Raw genomic sequence first — 14,357 nt, forward strand, 5'->3', positions numbered from 1 at the left:
GCTTGTCTAGCAAAGGATGAGGGTTTTGTCCACTGCGTCCCCACCGGCGACCCCTGAAAAGCGAGGCATTCCGCCCCGTTGCCGCCGCCGGGCCACGGCCTCATATTGCCGACATGGCCATACGCAAAATCGCCCGCATGGGGCATCCGGTGCTCAGAGGCATCGCCCGTCCCGTCCCCGATCCCACCGCGCCGGCGGTCAAGGCGCTGGTGCGCGACATGATCGAGACGATGATCGACGCCAATGGTGCCGGGCTCGCCGCCCCCCAGGTCTATGAGCCCTGGCGGATCGTCATTTTCCAGGCCCCGGCCGAGCGGGCCGGCGAGGCGGTCGACGAAGCCGAGATTTTCGATCACACGGCGCCGCTCACCGTCCTCATCAATCCCGAAATCGAAATCCTGACGGATGAAACCGAAAAAGGCTGGGAGGGCTGCCTTTCGGTGCCGGGTCTCAGGGGCGCGGTTCGGCGCGCGACCGATATCCGCTATCGTGGCGTGACGCCCGAGGGCGAGGCGATCGAGCGCCGGGCGCGCGGCTTTCATGCCCGCGTCGTGCAGCATGAATGCGATCATCTCGACGGCATTCTCTATCCGCAGCGGATGGACGATCTCGGCGAACTGATTTTCGAAAGCGAGGCCCGTGCCATGCTTGCCGCGCAGATCGAAGCGGCGGAAGCGGAAGACAAGGAGGCAACCGATGGCCGATAAGACCACGGCCCGTCCCGGCACGCGCACCGGCCGGGCAAGCCATGTGCAAGCGGCGCGGGCGAAGCTGCTGGCGGCCGCCCTGCCGCATGTCGCTTTCGATGGCTGGACGCCGCGGCTGATGCGCGAAGCGGCGGCGGCGGCCGGCATCGGTCACAACGAGATGCGGCTGGCCTTTCCGGGCGGCACGCTCGATCTTGTCGACTATTTCCTGGCCGATGGCGACCGGCGCATGGAAGAAGCGCTGGCGAAAGAAGATCTCGCGGCGATGAAAGTCCGCCAGCGTATCACGCGCGCCGTGCGCGCCCGCATCGAGGCCGATGTGCCGCATCGCGAGGCGCTGCGCCGCGCCATCACCTTGCTGGCGCTGCCGACATCCGGCACGCATGGCCCCCGCGCGCTCTACCGCACGGTCGATGCGATCTGGCGCGCCGCCGGCGACACCTCCACCGATTTCAATTTCTACACCAAGCGGGCAACGCTGGCCGGCGTCTACTCGGCGGTCACGCTGCGCTGGCTGTCCGATCATTCGGACGGCTTTGCTGACACATGGGCCTTTCTCGACGCCCGCATCGAGGACGTGATGCGTTTCGAGAAGGCCAAGGCGTCGGTTCTCGGCATGGTCGAAAAACTGCCCGATCCCTTTGCGCTGCTCGGACGTCTGCGTTACCGGGAATAGCTCAGGGCGTGCCGCTGCCGGTATCGATCCAGACGATTTCGTCGATCGAGGTGGCGCAGACCGAGCGCTCGGCGGATTGCTGATATTCCAGCGCTTCTTCCGGTGCGTGAACGGCGATCAGACGCGGCGGCTGGCCCGGCGGCGGCTGCAGTGGCAGATAGAGGCTCTGCACATGCGACACGCGGCCCGAGCCGTAGACGTTCATGTAGCGGGCATGATAGCCGCAGGGCCGGAAGGCGATTTCATGCATATCCCGGCAGACCTGCAGGCGCGAGGCATCGGCCAGCAGGTCGAGTATGTTGGTGCCGGTCGGGTCATGCGCCATGCGCTCGGCGACGCGGGTGCCGGCCAGCCGGAAGCGGATATCGTCCGGGCCGAGCAGGCACATGATGGTCATGTCGGGCGTCCATTGCGCGATTTCGAGCGGATCGAAAGCGGCGTCGGCGGGCGCGCCGCCGCTGCGGGGGAGCGTGGACCAGTAGGCATGGAGATCGGCCAGCGCTGCGGGGCCGAATATGGGCGCATCCGTTGCCCGGCCGGCGCTCGGCGCCGTTTCCGCCATCAGACGCTGCCAGCGCATATCGCCGTCGGCGCACTTCTCCGTCCCGGCCCAGTCCATCGGTGGCCTCTCCCGTCCGGTCCCTGCCATTCCGGGCATGTGGAACCGAAACTTCCGTTTCATCCACCGACAGGGTGAAGGCCGCTTATTAACGTCAGGTAACCGGTGGGCGCGTTCCCAGCGGGAAAAGCCGGTTGACATGGCCCATCTTGCGGCCGGCCCGGGCTTGCGCCTTGCCGTAGAGATGAAGCTTGGCGCCCGGTTCGGCGGCAAGGACGGCCCATTGGCCGGCCGCGTCGCCGATCAGGTTGGTCATCACGGCGTCCGCATGGCGGTCGGGGTGCCCGAGCGGCCAGCCGCAAATGGCGCGGATATGCTGCTCGAACTGGCTCACCGCGCAGGCGTCCATGGTCCAGTGGCCGGAATTGTGGACGCGCGGCGCGATCTCGTTGACGACCAGTCGCGGCGTTGCACCGGCCGGCAGCAGGAACATCTCGACGCCCATCACGCCGACATAGTCGAGCGCGGAAACGATCCGGGCGGCGATGGCGCGGGCTGCGTCGGCAAGCGCCGCGTCGAGCGCGGCGGGCGCATATGTCCGGTCGAGAATGTGATCCTTGTGGATGTTCTCGACCGGATCATAGGCGGCCGTCTCGCCGTCGATCCCGCGCGCCACCACCACCGAGATTTCGCGCTCGAACGGCACGAAGCCTTCGAGGATCGCCGGCATCCGGCCGATGGCATCCCAGGCGGCGGCGGCCTCTTCGGCGCGGCCGATTTTCGCCTGGCCCTTGCCGTCATAGCCCAGGCGCCGCGTCTTCAGGATGGCAGGCGTGCCGATCTGTGCCAGCGCCGCGTCGAGATCGGCGGCTGACGCCACATCGGCGAAGGGCGCGGTGGCGATGCCCTGCGCGGCGAGGAAATTCTTTTCGGTCAGCCGGTCCTGCGCGGTGGCCAGCGCCTGCGGGCCGGGGCGCACGGGCGCATGTTCGGCCAGGATGCGCGCCGTTTCGGCCGGCACATTCTCGAATTCGTAAGTCACGACATCGACGCCATCGGCGAAGGCGGCCAATGCTGCCGCATCCTCGTAAGGCGCACGGGTCAGCGCCGCGGCGACGTCGGCGGCCGGAACTTCCGTGTCCGGACAATAGATGTGGCATTTGAAGCCGAGTTCGGCGGCCGCCATGGCCAGCATGCGGCCAAGCTGCCCGCCGCCCAGAATGCCGATCGTGCCGCCCGGCGCGACCGGTGCCATCATTTGCCCTCGGGCGCGGTGCCGACAGCGGCCGACTGCGCGGCGCGGTAGGCATCGAGGCGCTTGGCCAGGCCCGCATCCGACAGCGCCAGCACGGCGGCGGCCAGCAGACCGGCATTCTTGGCGCCCGCCTCGCCGATCGCCAGCGTGCCGACCGGAATGCCGCCCGGCATCTGCACGATGGAAAGCAGGCTGTCCTGTCCCGACAGCGCCTTCGACTGGATCGGCACGCCGAAAACCGGCAGGGCGGTCAGCGATGCCGTCATGCCCGGCAGATGCGCGGCGCCGCCGGCGCCGGCGATGATGACCTTGAGACCCCGGTCGCGCGCCGACTTCGCATAGTCGACCATGCGGTCGGGTGTGCGATGGGCCGAGACGATGCGCGTCTCATGCGCCACGCCCAGCGCCTTCAGCGCCTCGGCGGCGTGCTTCATGGTCGGCCAGTCCGACTGGCTGCCCATGATGATGCCGACCAGCGGCTGTTTTGAGGATTTCGCCGGGGTTTTCGGCCCCTTTGCGCCGGGCTTCTTCGCTGCCATCCGTCGTCCGCGCGCTCCACGATCTGGCGGGCGCCAGAGGGGCCCGCCGGTTTCGGAAAGCGGGGCAGTATAGGCATGGGCGGCGACTTGGCAAGGAAGGCGGGGAGGGGGCGGAAACCGGCAGATTCCGGCCCTATTGCGCCCCCGGCTCGCGCGCGCATGCCGTTGCGCTGCCGCAGCTGACGCTTCCACCTTCATTGCCTTCGGCGAGGTCGCGCACCCAGTCGACCGCCCGCACGCCCTCCACTTCATACGCATAAAGACGGTCGAAGCGGATCAGCGTGTGCGGGGTGCCGCCGGCGACATAGGAGCGGAAACCGGGGATGGTGGCGGCGAGGTCGTTGCGGTTGGCCTCGATCAGCCGGTGCAGCCGCGCCTCGGTGCCGAGCAGTTTCAGGAACATCTCCTGCACGTCGTCATAGGCATTGTCGAATTGCGCCAGCGTCAGGTTCGGTGCGGCGATCGAGGCGCGGCGCCAGATCTCCTCGAACGTGCCGGGCGTGCCGCCATCGCTCACCCAGACCGGGGCGTCGTCGAAAAAGCCCCAGTTCTCCATCAGCGCTGCGACGCCCGGATCGCGGTAGCCGCCGGCGCCGTCGCCCAGCACCGCGATGCCCGCATCCGGATATTGCTCGGCGATTTCGACCGCATACCAGGGCGCGGCGATCGCGCCGGCGCTGCCGCCGGCCACGAAGACGCGTTCGGGCGCCTTCACATTGCGGTAGACCCAGTCGAGCACGGCGCGGACATTGGTGCGGCCGCGATGACGGATCGTGAATTCTTCTTGTCCGCTGTCATAGGTGACGTCCCGATTGCCCAGATGCACATCGCCGGTGCAATAGGTGACGAAAACCTGCGTCCAGTCCGTCAGCGGGTTTTCGGCGTGCTCGGCGTTGAAGACGCCATTCAGTTTGCGCGGGTCGTTGTGGTCGATCTGCGATGTCGGGATATAGGGCGTCGGCTCTTCTTCGAGCGCGCATTGCGCCCCGTTCCAGCAGGCGCCGCCGCCATTGAAGAAGACGAACAGCCGGTCTTCGCGGCCGGGCTTCACATGAAACTCGAACGGCGTGCCATGCGCGCAAGAGGTTTCACCGCCCGGCGCGATGGTGGTCCAGCCGGGTGCGAGCGCCGCCAGTTTGGGCAGCGCGTCTGCCGGGCCGCCGCGCATCGTCGTGAAGGCGCCCCAGGCGACCAGCGCGATGGCGATCAGGCCGAGGGCAAATCCGCCGGTGTTTTTCGGGGTCGATGCGGTCATGGCGAATCATTCCTCAAAAGGGGCGGTTGTCGGCCCGATTATGGCGGGGCCGGGGCCACCGGCCTAGCCCCGTCCTGCGGCCCGCCGGTGCCGGTTCGCATGGCGCTTGCGGTCGAAAGATGGCATTTTCGATGGCGAATCGCGGCAAGCAGGCAAACCGCCCATGAAGATCGGCGACACCAAACCCGTCAGCAACACCGGCTCCGCCACGGCGCGCGAGCGGGAGAAGGCGCGCGGCGCCGCGGCGGCGGCGGGCGGGCGCATGGTCAGCGACACGGCCAGCATCATGGGCATCCCCGAGGCCGAGATCACGCCTGCCGTGCGCGACGCGCTGATGGCGCTGATGGGCGAGGTCGACCGCCTCCGGCGCGACATGACGGTGATGCAGGACCGCCTGCGGGCAGCCGAGAAGCTTGCCGATCACGACCCCCTGCTGCCCGTCCTCAATCGCCGCGCCTTTGTGCGCGAACTCAGCCGCGTCATCGCTTTCGGGCGGCGCTATGGCGAGCCGGCCGGCCTCGTCTATTTCGACATCGACAATTTCAAGCAGGTCAACGACGTGCATGGCCATCTGGCCGGCGACGCGGCGTTGCATCACCTGACCAAGCTGGTGCTCGACAATATCCGCGAGACCGACATTGTCGGCCGTCTCGGCGGCGACGAGATCGGCGTCATTCTGGTGCGGGCCGACGAGGCAATGGCCAAAGCCAAGGCGGCCGGTCTGGCAAAGCTGGTTGCTTCGCGCCCGCTGCCATTCGAGGGCAAGGAACTGCCATTGACGATTTCGGTCGGTGCGGTCTCCTTCACCGGCGAGGACGAAGCCGATCAGGCGCTGGCCCGTGCCGACAAGGCCATGTACGAGGCCAAGCGCCGCGAAGAGTGAGCGGCCGCTCTTTCTTCCCACCCTCCCCCTGAGGGAGGGTCAAACAAGCGCAGCTTGTTTGGGGAGGGGTGCTCCGCTGACGGCAAATGGCGCGCTGCCGATTATGCGCTGAAGTTCCACGCTTACCCCTCCCCGAAAAACTCTCGCGTGCCGCTCGAATTTTTCGACCCTCCCTCAAGGGGAGGGTGGGGATGCTGGAATATGTCCTAGGCCGTGATATCCGGCAGCAGGATGTCCTCGATTTCCTGGATGCGGTCGCGCAGATGCAGCTTGCGCTTTTTCAGCCGCTTGATCTGCAAATGGTCGGGGCGCGGCGTCGTTTCCAGCGCAAAGATCGCCATGTCGAGATCGCGATGCTCTTCCCTGAGCGTCGCCAGCAGCTCCCGGAGTTCCCGTTCTTCCCGCTCGGTCATTTGCGCGTCTTGCCTTGGGGCTTGCGCACCGGCGCGCGGCGGCCCTGTTTCAGGTCCTCGCCCCAGCGCTGCGTCTCGGGCGCTTCGAGGCCGAACAGGTCGAGCATGCGCGCCGCGGTCTGCGTCACCATCTCGTCGATCGAGCCGGGCTGCGTATAAAGCGCGGGCACCGGCGGGGCGATGATGGCGCCGATTTCCGACAATTGCGTCATCGTCCGCAGATGGCCGGTATGGAGCGGCGTCTCGCGCACCATCAGCACCAGCCGGCGGCGTTCCTTCAGCATCGTGTCGGCGGCCCGCGTCAGCAGCGACGATGTGACGCCGGTCGAAATCTCCGACATGGTGCGGACCGAACAGGGGGCGACGATCATGCCGAGCGTCTTGAACGAACCGCTCGCGATCGCCGCGCCGATATCGTCCAGCCGGTAGCGGGTATGCGCCAGCGCCTCGACATCCTTCGGCTTCAGGCCGGTTTCATAGCCCAGCGTCATCTCGGCGGCCCTTGTCATCACCAGATGCGTCTCGACGCCCAGTGAACCGAGCATTTCAAGCAGGCGCACGCCATAGGCGACGCCCGAGGCGCCGGAGATTCCCACGACAAGGCGGGGCGGGGTTTTGCCGGTTATGTCCATAACCTCACGTTTACAATGCCTGCCGTTTCTTTGCGAGTGGGGTTCGACAAGGACAGTGAAAAGAGTCAGACTTTGGGCATCTGAGGCTTAACGAAAGGACGGAATGGAATGGCTCTGGAGTCTCACATTGCCGAGCTTCGCGACCGCCACAAGACGCTGGAAGATGCGATTGAGGCCGAGATTCACCACCCGAGCAGCGACGATCTGCATATCGCGGAGTTGAAAAAGCAGAGGCTTCGACTGAAAGAGGAAATCGAAAGGCTGAGCGGCGAACGATCCGCGGCCTGACCCCCAGACAGCAGATAAATCATACCGGCGCCGGGCTCCCAAGCCCGGCGCTTTGCATTTCGGGGGTCTTAAGGAAGGTTTTGCACGCGGAGGCGCGGAGGCGCGGAGAAGAGAAGGATTGGTCACGCGAAGACGCGAAGGCGCGAAGGAAGATTTTATCGAACGGCAAGAAATTGTTGGCGCTTCGCGCCGGAAGAATCTTCGCGCCGAAGGCGCAATCACCCTTTCTTCTTCGCGTCTTCGCGTCTTCGCGTGCGAACTCTTCACTTTGCTTTCTTCTCCGCGCCTCCGCGTCTCCGCGTGAAAATTCTTCCTTCCTAAAGCCCTTCCGCCTTCTCGCGCAGCTTGAATTTCTGCACCTTGCCCGTCGAGGTCTTCGGCAGATCGGTGAAGATCACCGTCTTCGGGCATTTGAAATGGGCGAGATTGGCGCGGCAATGGTCGATCACATCTTTCTCGCTCAGGCTTGCGCCCGCCTTCACCGTCACGAAGGCGCAAGGCGTCTCGCCCCATTTCTCGTCCGGCCGTGCCACGACGGCGGCTTCCAGAATATCCGGATGCTTGTAGAGCGCGTCCTCGACCTCGATCGAGGAAATATTCTCGCCGCCCGAAATGATGATGTCCTTCGAGCGATCCTTGAGCTGGATGTAATTGTCGGCATGCCAGACGCCGAGATCGCCGGAATGGAACCAGCCGCCCGCGAAGGCTTCGCTCGTCGCCTTCGGGTTCTTGAGGTAGCCCTTCATCACCACATTGCCGCGAAACATCACCTCGCCCATGGTCGCGCCGTCGCGCGGCACTTCCTCCATCGTTTCGGGGTCGCGCACCGAAATCCCTTCCAGCACCACGTAGTTGACGCCTTGCCGCGCCTTCACTTCGGCGCGCGCGCCGGTCTCCATCTCGTCCCATTCGTCATGCCAGGCGTTGACCACCGCCGGCCCGTAGGTTTCGGTCAGGCCATAGACATGGATCACGTTGAAGCCTTCGGCCTCGAGCTTGCGGATGGTCGCGGCGGGCGGCGGCGCGGCGGCGGCAAAATAGTTCACGACATTCGGCAGCGGCTTCTTCTCTTCCGCGGTCGCGTTGATCAGAAACCCCATCACGGTCGGCGCGCCGGCCATATGCGTCACCTTGTGGTCGGCAATCGCGTTGAAAATGTTTTCAGCCGTCACGCGGCGCAAACACACATGCGTCCCCGCGACCACGCTCATCGACCAGGTGAAGCACCAGCCGTTGCAATGGAACATCGGCACCGTCCAGAGATAGACCGACGAACCCGTCATCCCGGCCGTCACGATATTGCCCATGCCAAGCAGGTAAGCGCCGCGATGGTGATAGACGACGCCTTTGGGGTTCCCCGTCGTGCCCGAGGTGTAGTTGAGGCTGATCGCCTGCCATTCATCGGCCGGCAATTGCCAGTTGAAATGCGGATCGCCCGCGGCGATGAAGCTTTCATAATCGGTCTCGCCGATCTTCTCGCCCGGCCCGTCGTAAAACGCATCGTCGATGTCGATGATGAAGGGCTTGACCTTGGCCAGCGCCAGCGCCTCTTTGGCCAGCCCCGCAAATTCCCGGTCGACGAACAGCGCCTTTGCTTCCCCGTGATCGAACATGAAGCCGATGGCGGCGGCGTCGAGCCGCGTGTTGATGGTGTTGACGACCGCGCCCGTCATCGCCGGCCCGTAATGCAGTTCCAGCATTTCGGGAATGTTCGGCGCGATCACGGCCACCGTGTCGCCAAGCCCGATGCCGCGTTCGCTGAGCGCCGAGGCGAGCTTGCGGCAGCGCGCATAAAGCGTCGCATAGTCGCGGCGCAGGCTCCCATGCACCACCGCGACTTTCCCGGGATAAACCTCGGCTGCCCGCTTCAGGAAACTCAGCGGCGACAGTGGCTGGTGATTGGCCGGGTTCTTGTCGAGACCGGTTTCATAGGGATTGGTCATGGGAGCCTCGTGGCGCGCGGGGGAGGGGATGTTTCGCCGACGTTACTAAGGGGGTGAGGCAGCGGCAAGGCGGGCGAGGGGGAGACTTGCGTGTTTGCCGCCTGCGCATTTTATGAGCACTGAACAAACCAAAAGTAGAAGTGTCACCCCGGCACTTGTTGCATCAGCTTTTTTCTACTCCCCAACCCCCAATTCGTCTTTGCCGGGCTTGACCCACTGCTGTCCGGTTAAGCGGACTCGGTTGCTGGAGCGCTGCATTTTTCACAACCCAAAACCGTCATGGCCCGCTTTATGCGGGCCATCCACGTCTTTGCGTCATGGAAAAGCCGAAAGGAAGAAAGGAAGAAAGAAAGACGTGGATGACCCGGACGAGCCGGGTCATGACGATGAAGGGGAGAAGGCAAAGTGCCACAAGCGGTTTGAATCAAAACCTACTCCTCTTAACCGGACAGCAGTGGGTCAAGCCCGGGGGTGACGAGAGTGGGATACGCCCGCCCCCACCCTCGGCCCTCGACCCCGAAACCCGCTGTGCTAGTCTCTTCACGGACCCAACGCAGACGGACGGCTTCGGATGACAAGGCGCATACTCGGCATCGCCGGAATCCTTCTCGCCGGGCTGATGTGCCTCGCAGCAGTCGCAAGCATCTACGTCCACGGACCCCAGCTGTTGAGCCTCTCCGGCCGTTCATACGGTTTTGATCGATACTTCTACCATCTCGCTCTGATGCTATTTCCGGCGAGCGGCGCGGCGGCTACCGGTTGCTGTGGCTATCATCTTCTTCGGGGTTCGAAACCCCGATCGATGCCCGGTCGGATGCTGCTTCATCTTTCGACCGGCATGTTCATTCTGTTCGCGGCTCTTTTCGGCATGCTGATTTTGGGTATGGCTCTCGCCTATCCCAACCCCCGAACATTTGCAGATGCACTCTTTCTGGCCGCTATCTTTGTCCCGGTCCTCGCCACTGTAGCTCTCTATCTCACCCTCCTCTTCTGGCGCGGTGCCGTCGCCGATCGGCCACGGCGCTGACGCATTCCCGAAATCGCGCCACCCGTGCTAAAACCGCCCCAACAAGAAACTCACGGGGGAGACGCCACGCGATGGCCAGCTACAAGGACACCTACGACGCCTGGAAAAAGGACCCTGAGGGCTTCTGGGCCGAAGCGGCCAAGGAGATCGACTGGTTCAAGCCGGCCACGCAAATCCTTGAAGTCAAAGATGGCCTCTCGCGCTGGTTCGTCGGCGCTGAAACCAACACCTGCTGGAACGCGCTCGACCGTCACGTCAAGGCGGGCCATGGCGCGCGCACCGCGCTGATCTATGACTCGGCCATGCTCGGTCATGTCAAGAAATTCACCTATGCCGAACTCCTCGAGAAAGTCTCGCTCTTTGCCGGCGTGTTGCAGCGCCGCGGCATCGAGAAAGGCGACCGCGTGCTGATCTACATGCCGATGGTGCCGCAGGCCGCTGTCGCCATGCTCGCCTGTGCGCGGCTCGGCGCGATCCATTCGGTGGTCTTTGGCGGCTTCGCGCCGAAGGAGCTGGCAACCCGCATCGACGATGCGACGCCGAAGCTGATCGTCTCGGCCTCCTGCGGCCTCGAGCCCGGCCGGGTGCTCGCCTACAAGCCGCTGCTCGACAAGGCGATCGAGATGAGCACGCACAAGGTCTCGGCCACCATCGTCTTCCAGCGCGAAATGGAGAAGGCCACGCTCGTTGCCGGACGCGATTTCGACTGGAAATCCGAGATGGACAAGGCCGCGGCCGCCAATGCGCGGCCCGAATGCGTCCCCGTTGCCGCCACCGATCCGCTTTATGTGCTCTACACCTCGGGCACCACCGGCAAGCCCAAGGGCGTCGTCCGCGACAATGGCGGCCACATGGTGGCGCTGAAATGGTCGATGAAGAATGTCTACGACATAAATCCCGGCGACACGTTCTGGGCGGCGTCCGATGTCGGCTGGGTCGTCGGCCACAGCTACATCGTCTACGGCCCGCTGGTGCATGGCTGCACCACGATCCTTTTCGAGGGCAAGCCGGTCGGCACGCCCGATGCCGGCACCTATTGGCGCATCATTTCGCAGCATGGCGTCAAGGCAATGTTCACCGCGCCCACCGCCATCCGCGCCATCCGCAAGGAAGACCCGCAGGCCGCGCTTGTCGGCAAATACGATCTCACGAAATTCGAGGTGCTTTATCTCGCCGGCGAGCGCGCCGATCCCGACACGATCCAGTGGGCCGAGAAGGCACTGTCGGGCCGCCCGGTCATCGATCACTGGTGGCAGACCGAAAGCGGCTGGCCGATGGTCGCAAACCCGATGGGGATCGAGCGCCTGCCGGTCAAATACGGTTCGCCCTCGGTGCCGCTGCCGGGCTACGAGATCCATGTCGTCGACGAGGCCAACAAACAGGTGGGGCCCAACACCACAGGCGCCATCGTCGTCAAGCTGCCGCTGCCGCCGGGCTGCCTGCCGACGCTGTGGCAGAACGAACAGGGCTTCCGCGAAAGCTACCTCGCCGATTATCCGGGCTACTACAAGACGGCCGATGCCGGCTTCATGGACGAGGACGGCTATCTCTATGTGATGAGCCGCACCGACGACATCATCAATGTTGCCGGCCACCGCTTGTCGACCGGCGGCATGGAGGAAGTGCTGGCTGCGCACCCCGACGTCGCCGAATGCGCCGTCATCGGCATCGCCGATCCGATGAAGGGCCAGGTGCCGGTCGGCTTTCTGGTCATCAATTCGGGCGTCGCGCGGCCGGCGGGCGAGATCGAGCGCGAGGCGGTGTCATTGATCCGTGAACGGATCGGTCCCGTCGCCGCCTTCAAGACCGCCATCATCGTCCAGCGCCTGCCGAAAACCCGCTCCGGCAAGGTCCTGCGCGGCACCATGCGCAAGATCGCCGACGGCGAGACATGGGACACGCCCGCCACCATCGACGACCCGGCCGTGCTCGGCGAAATCGAAGCGGCGCTGAAGACGGGGCTGGGGAGGTAAGGGGCGGCGGACTTTCCTCTGTCTTCATGAACGTCATTGCGAGCGCAGCGAAGCAATCCAGAAGCGGCAAGCACCGTACATGCCGCTTCTGGATTGCTTCGACCCTTCGGGCCTCGCAATGACGGCAAGAGAGGGACGTGAAAGGCGCAACCTGCCGCCCCTCTTGCCTCTCCCCCTCACATCCCTCAGGTGCTATAACGCCCCCTCCCAAACCGGCGTCCCCGAAACCGGAGCATTCCCATGGCCGCAGGCGAAACTCTCAAGGGCAAGGTGGCGATCGTCACCGGCGGTGCCAGCGGCATCGGTCGCGCGGTCGCGCATGCCTTTGCCGATCAGGGCGCCAAGGTGATGGTCTGCGATATCGACGAGGAAGCCGGCGCGGCGGTGGCGGCCGACATCGTCGATCGCGGCGGCGAGGCGGTGTTCCGCCATTGCGATGTCGGCGAGCGGCTCGACGTGCGCAATCTCGTCTGCGCGACGACCGATGCTTTCGAGCGCCTCGACATTCTCGTCAACAATGCCGGCGTGGTTTCGAAGGGTGCCAGTTTCCTGACGCTCGAGGAAGAAGAGTTCGACCGCGTCATCCGCATCAATCTCAAGGGTCAGTTCCTGGTCGGCCAGGCCGCCGCGCAGCAAATGGTCAAGCAGATCGAGGCGGGCGGCCCGCCCGGCACCATCATCAACATGTCGTCGATCAACGCCGTTCTCGCCATCGCCGACCAGACCGCCTATGTGACGTCGAAAGGCGGCGTCAAGCAATTGACCGAGGCGATGGCGCTGTCGCTGGCGCCTTACGGCATCCGCGTCAACGCGATCGGCCCCGGCACCATCGCGACGCCGATGGCCGGCGCCGTCAACACGGATGAACGAGCCCAGAAGGTGATGATGTCGCGCACGCCCTTGGGCCGCGTCGGCCAGCCGGAGGAAATCGCCTCCGTCGCCGTCTTCCTCGCCTCCGACGCCGCCAGCTACATGACCGGTCAGACCATCTATGCCGATGGCGGCCGCCTCTCCCTCAACTACCTCGCCCAGCCGCCGGTGAAGCGGTAGGACGACAGGCGGATGAAGGGGAGGGGATAAGTCGACTTATCCCCGCTTTCGTGTCGCGCGACGCTCAGCGCATCGTGCGCCGGCACTTATCCCCGCCCTGCAAAACCTGCTTTGCAAAAACGAAAACCCCGCCGTCATCCGGCGGGGTCGCGCAAAAGCGGGGATAAGTTTTTTCAAAAAACCCGTATCATCCGTAGACGGATGAAAATTCCGGGTGTTTGTGACAGTTTTATGACAGTTTCGTGACAGAGGGGGGGGGTTACGCCTCGTCGTCGCTGTCGATTTTGACGTCCTTGAGGCTCGCGAACACGCTGTCGGCGTCGTAGCTCTTGCGCTCCTCGTCTTCCGCTTTCTTTTCCGGCGCGGCGATGGTGGCGTGCAGCGGTTCGGCGGGCTGGGGCGCGGTTTCGCTCGCCGGCAGCAGCGTTTCGGAAATACCGGCCGCCTTGTTGGCCTTCTTGCGTTCGCGTTCGGCCTTGCGGGCGGCCTTGTTGACCGCCGCGTCGAGCTCGATTTGCGAGCAGAGACTGAGGGTTACGGGATCGACCGGTTTGATGTTGGGCGCGTTCCAGTGGCTGCGGTCGCGCACGCTCTGGATTGTCGGCTTGGTGGTGCCAACGAGGCGCGCCACCTGCGCGTCGGTCAGTTCCGGGTGGTTGCGCAACAGCCAGGCAATGGCGTCCGGGCGGTCCTGGCGGCGCGAGACGGGCGTGTAGCGCGGTCCCTTGCGCGCCGGCATGGGCGGCAATTTGTATTTGCTTTCAGCGGTTTGCAGGCGCTCGTCCGGGTCGTTCTGGCAGCGCTCGATTTCGGCGCGCGTCAACTGGCCGGAGACCACGGGGTCCATGCCCTTGATGCCCTGTGCCACGTCGCCATCGGCGATGCCCTTCACCTCAAGCACATGGAGGCCGCAGAAATCGGCCACCTGGTCGAAGGTCAGCGCGGTATTCTCGACCAGCCAGACAGCGGTCGCCTTGGGCATTAGGGGCTGAATCATGTCGGTTCCTCTGATCCACCCGGCGAGCCCGCCGGATAAACCGCTTTTCGTGTCCATCGAAGAATGAGTTAGGGCGTTATATAGGGCGAAAAAGACGCCAATGAAAGCGGAATGATGCGGCCGCCGCGAAATGGCTGCGGAGCGCAAAAAGGCCGGAATC

Annotated in this window: 15 protein-coding genes; 7 read left to right on the forward strand and 8 right to left on the reverse strand. The window is 64.6% G+C overall.

What is annotated here, in order from left to right:
* Positions 1 to 113 precede the first annotated feature (113 nt).
* Positions 114 to 707: a peptide deformylase gene (gene def, locus Q7V31_RS10525; protein ID WP_304734094.1), complete on the forward strand. Its 594-nt coding sequence runs from the start codon at positions 114 to 116 to the stop codon at positions 705 to 707.
* The gene (locus Q7V31_RS10530) at positions 697 to 1,383 is read left to right on the forward strand and encodes a COQ9 family protein (RefSeq protein ID WP_304734095.1); all 687 of its coding nucleotides are present in this window, start codon (positions 697 to 699) and stop codon (positions 1,381 to 1,383) included. Before def ends, Q7V31_RS10530 begins: the two co-directional genes overlap by 11 nt.
* 1 nt (position 1,384) lies before the next feature.
* Here Q7V31_RS10530 and Q7V31_RS10535 read toward each other — a convergent pair whose 3' ends face one another.
* The 4 genes from Q7V31_RS10535 to Q7V31_RS10550 all read right to left on the reverse strand — a co-directional run bounded on the left by Q7V31_RS10535 (position 1,385) and on the right by Q7V31_RS10550 (position 4,991).
* Positions 1,385 to 2,002, reverse strand: a complete 618-nt coding sequence (locus tag Q7V31_RS10535) for a PAS domain-containing protein (RefSeq protein WP_304734096.1) — start codon at positions 2,000 to 2,002, stop codon at positions 1,385 to 1,387.
* A 94-nt stretch (positions 2,003 to 2,096) separates the two neighbouring features.
* Complete coding sequence (locus Q7V31_RS10540; RefSeq protein WP_304734097.1) at positions 2,097 to 3,200, reverse strand: 5-(carboxyamino)imidazole ribonucleotide synthase; 1,104 nt, start codon at positions 3,198 to 3,200, stop codon at positions 2,097 to 2,099.
* Positions 3,197 to 3,736, reverse strand: a complete 540-nt coding sequence (gene purE, locus Q7V31_RS10545) for a 5-(carboxyamino)imidazole ribonucleotide mutase (RefSeq protein ID WP_304734098.1) — start codon at positions 3,734 to 3,736, stop codon at positions 3,197 to 3,199. The genes Q7V31_RS10540 and purE overlap by 4 nt, the downstream gene beginning before the upstream one ends.
* Before the next feature lie 133 nt (positions 3,737 to 3,869).
* Entirely contained in the window at positions 3,870 to 4,991 is a 1,122-nt protein-coding gene (locus Q7V31_RS10550; protein WP_304734099.1) for a pectin acetylesterase-family hydrolase, read from the reverse strand.
* A gap of 163 nt (positions 4,992 to 5,154) precedes the next feature.
* On the opposite strand from Q7V31_RS10550, the gene Q7V31_RS10555 reads away from it, so the two are divergent.
* A complete protein-coding gene (locus tag Q7V31_RS10555; RefSeq protein WP_304734100.1) occupies positions 5,155 to 5,874 on the forward strand; it encodes a GGDEF domain-containing protein in 720 nt (239 codons plus the stop codon).
* A gap of 206 nt (positions 5,875 to 6,080) precedes the next feature.
* Here the strand turns inward: Q7V31_RS10555 and Q7V31_RS10560 are convergent, their stop codons facing one another.
* Positions 6,081 to 6,287 (reverse strand): YdcH family protein, encoded by a 207-nt coding sequence (locus Q7V31_RS10560; RefSeq protein ID WP_304734101.1) that lies wholly within the window; start codon positions 6,285 to 6,287, stop codon positions 6,081 to 6,083.
* Entirely contained in the window at positions 6,284 to 6,919 is a 636-nt protein-coding gene (locus Q7V31_RS10565) for a UbiX family flavin prenyltransferase (RefSeq protein ID WP_304734102.1), read from the reverse strand. Before Q7V31_RS10565 ends, Q7V31_RS10560 begins: the two co-directional genes overlap by 4 nt.
* A 108-nt stretch (positions 6,920 to 7,027) precedes the next feature.
* Here Q7V31_RS10565 and Q7V31_RS10570 point away from each other — a divergent pair, with 108 nt between their 5' ends.
* The gene (locus Q7V31_RS10570; protein ID WP_304734103.1) at positions 7,028 to 7,207 is read left to right on the forward strand and encodes a YdcH family protein; all 180 of its coding nucleotides are present in this window, start codon (positions 7,028 to 7,030) and stop codon (positions 7,205 to 7,207) included.
* A gap of 317 nt (positions 7,208 to 7,524) precedes the next feature.
* On the opposite strand, the gene Q7V31_RS10575 is transcribed toward Q7V31_RS10570, so the two are convergent.
* The gene (locus Q7V31_RS10575; protein WP_304734105.1) at positions 7,525 to 9,150 is read right to left on the reverse strand and encodes an acyl-CoA synthetase; all 1,626 of its coding nucleotides are present in this window, start codon (positions 9,148 to 9,150) and stop codon (positions 7,525 to 7,527) included.
* A 571-nt stretch (positions 9,151 to 9,721) separates the two neighbouring features.
* Between Q7V31_RS10575 and Q7V31_RS10580 the strand changes: the two genes are divergently transcribed.
* The 3 genes from Q7V31_RS10580 to Q7V31_RS10590 all read left to right on the forward strand — a co-directional run bounded on the left by Q7V31_RS10580 (position 9,722) and on the right by Q7V31_RS10590 (position 13,200).
* Positions 9,722 to 10,177 (forward strand): hypothetical protein, encoded by a 456-nt coding sequence (locus Q7V31_RS10580; RefSeq protein ID WP_304734107.1) that lies wholly within the window; start codon positions 9,722 to 9,724, stop codon positions 10,175 to 10,177.
* A 71-nt stretch (positions 10,178 to 10,248) separates the two neighbouring features.
* Complete coding sequence (locus Q7V31_RS10585) at positions 10,249 to 12,150, forward strand: propionyl-CoA synthetase (RefSeq protein ID WP_304734109.1); 1,902 nt, start codon at positions 10,249 to 10,251, stop codon at positions 12,148 to 12,150.
* 240 nt (positions 12,151 to 12,390) lie between these two features.
* On the forward strand, positions 12,391 to 13,200 hold the full coding sequence (locus Q7V31_RS10590) for an SDR family NAD(P)-dependent oxidoreductase (protein WP_304734110.1): 810 nt from the start codon (positions 12,391 to 12,393) through the stop codon (positions 13,198 to 13,200).
* A gap of 259 nt (positions 13,201 to 13,459) precedes the next feature.
* On the opposite strand, the gene Q7V31_RS10595 is transcribed toward Q7V31_RS10590, so the two are convergent.
* Complete coding sequence (locus Q7V31_RS10595) at positions 13,460 to 14,197, reverse strand: DUF1013 domain-containing protein (RefSeq protein ID WP_304734111.1); 738 nt, start codon at positions 14,195 to 14,197, stop codon at positions 13,460 to 13,462.
* Positions 14,198 to 14,357 lie beyond the last annotated feature (160 nt).

The organism is Parvibaculum sp., assembly GCF_030651915.1.
Classification (GTDB): Bacteria; Pseudomonadota; Alphaproteobacteria; order Parvibaculales; family Parvibaculaceae; genus Parvibaculum.

Bases quoted from the DNA above. Each gene is read 5' to 3' on its own strand.
- def (WP_304734094.1), top strand. From the start codon at position 114: ATGGCCATACGCAAAATCGCCCGCATGGGGCATCCGGTGCTCAGAGGC.
- Q7V31_RS10530 (WP_304734095.1), top strand. From the start codon at position 697: ATGGCCGATAAGACCACGGCCCGTCCCGGCACGCGCACCGGCCGGGCA.
- Q7V31_RS10535 (WP_304734096.1), bottom strand. From the start codon at position 2,002: ATGGACTGGGCCGGGACGGAGAAGTGCGCCGACGGCGATATGCGCTGG.
- Q7V31_RS10540 (WP_304734097.1), bottom strand. From the start codon at position 3,200: ATGATGGCACCGGTCGCGCCGGGCGGCACGATCGGCATTCTGGGCGGC.
- purE (WP_304734098.1), bottom strand. From the start codon at position 3,736: ATGGCAGCGAAGAAGCCCGGCGCAAAGGGGCCGAAAACCCCGGCGAAA.
- Q7V31_RS10550 (WP_304734099.1), bottom strand. From the start codon at position 4,991: ATGACCGCATCGACCCCGAAAAACACCGGCGGATTTGCCCTCGGCCTG.
- Q7V31_RS10555 (WP_304734100.1), top strand. From the start codon at position 5,155: ATGAAGATCGGCGACACCAAACCCGTCAGCAACACCGGCTCCGCCACG.
- Q7V31_RS10560 (WP_304734101.1), bottom strand. From the start codon at position 6,287: ATGACCGAGCGGGAAGAACGGGAACTCCGGGAGCTGCTGGCGACGCTC.
- Q7V31_RS10565 (WP_304734102.1), bottom strand. From the start codon at position 6,919: ATGGACATAACCGGCAAAACCCCGCCCCGCCTTGTCGTGGGAATCTCC.
- Q7V31_RS10570 (WP_304734103.1), top strand. From the start codon at position 7,028: ATGGCTCTGGAGTCTCACATTGCCGAGCTTCGCGACCGCCACAAGACG.
- Q7V31_RS10575 (WP_304734105.1), bottom strand. From the start codon at position 9,150: ATGACCAATCCCTATGAAACCGGTCTCGACAAGAACCCGGCCAATCAC.
- Q7V31_RS10580 (WP_304734107.1), top strand. From the start codon at position 9,722: ATGACAAGGCGCATACTCGGCATCGCCGGAATCCTTCTCGCCGGGCTG.
- Q7V31_RS10585 (WP_304734109.1), top strand. From the start codon at position 10,249: ATGGCCAGCTACAAGGACACCTACGACGCCTGGAAAAAGGACCCTGAG.
- Q7V31_RS10590 (WP_304734110.1), top strand. From the start codon at position 12,391: ATGGCCGCAGGCGAAACTCTCAAGGGCAAGGTGGCGATCGTCACCGGC.
- Q7V31_RS10595 (WP_304734111.1), bottom strand. From the start codon at position 14,197: ATGATTCAGCCCCTAATGCCCAAGGCGACCGCTGTCTGGCTGGTCGAG.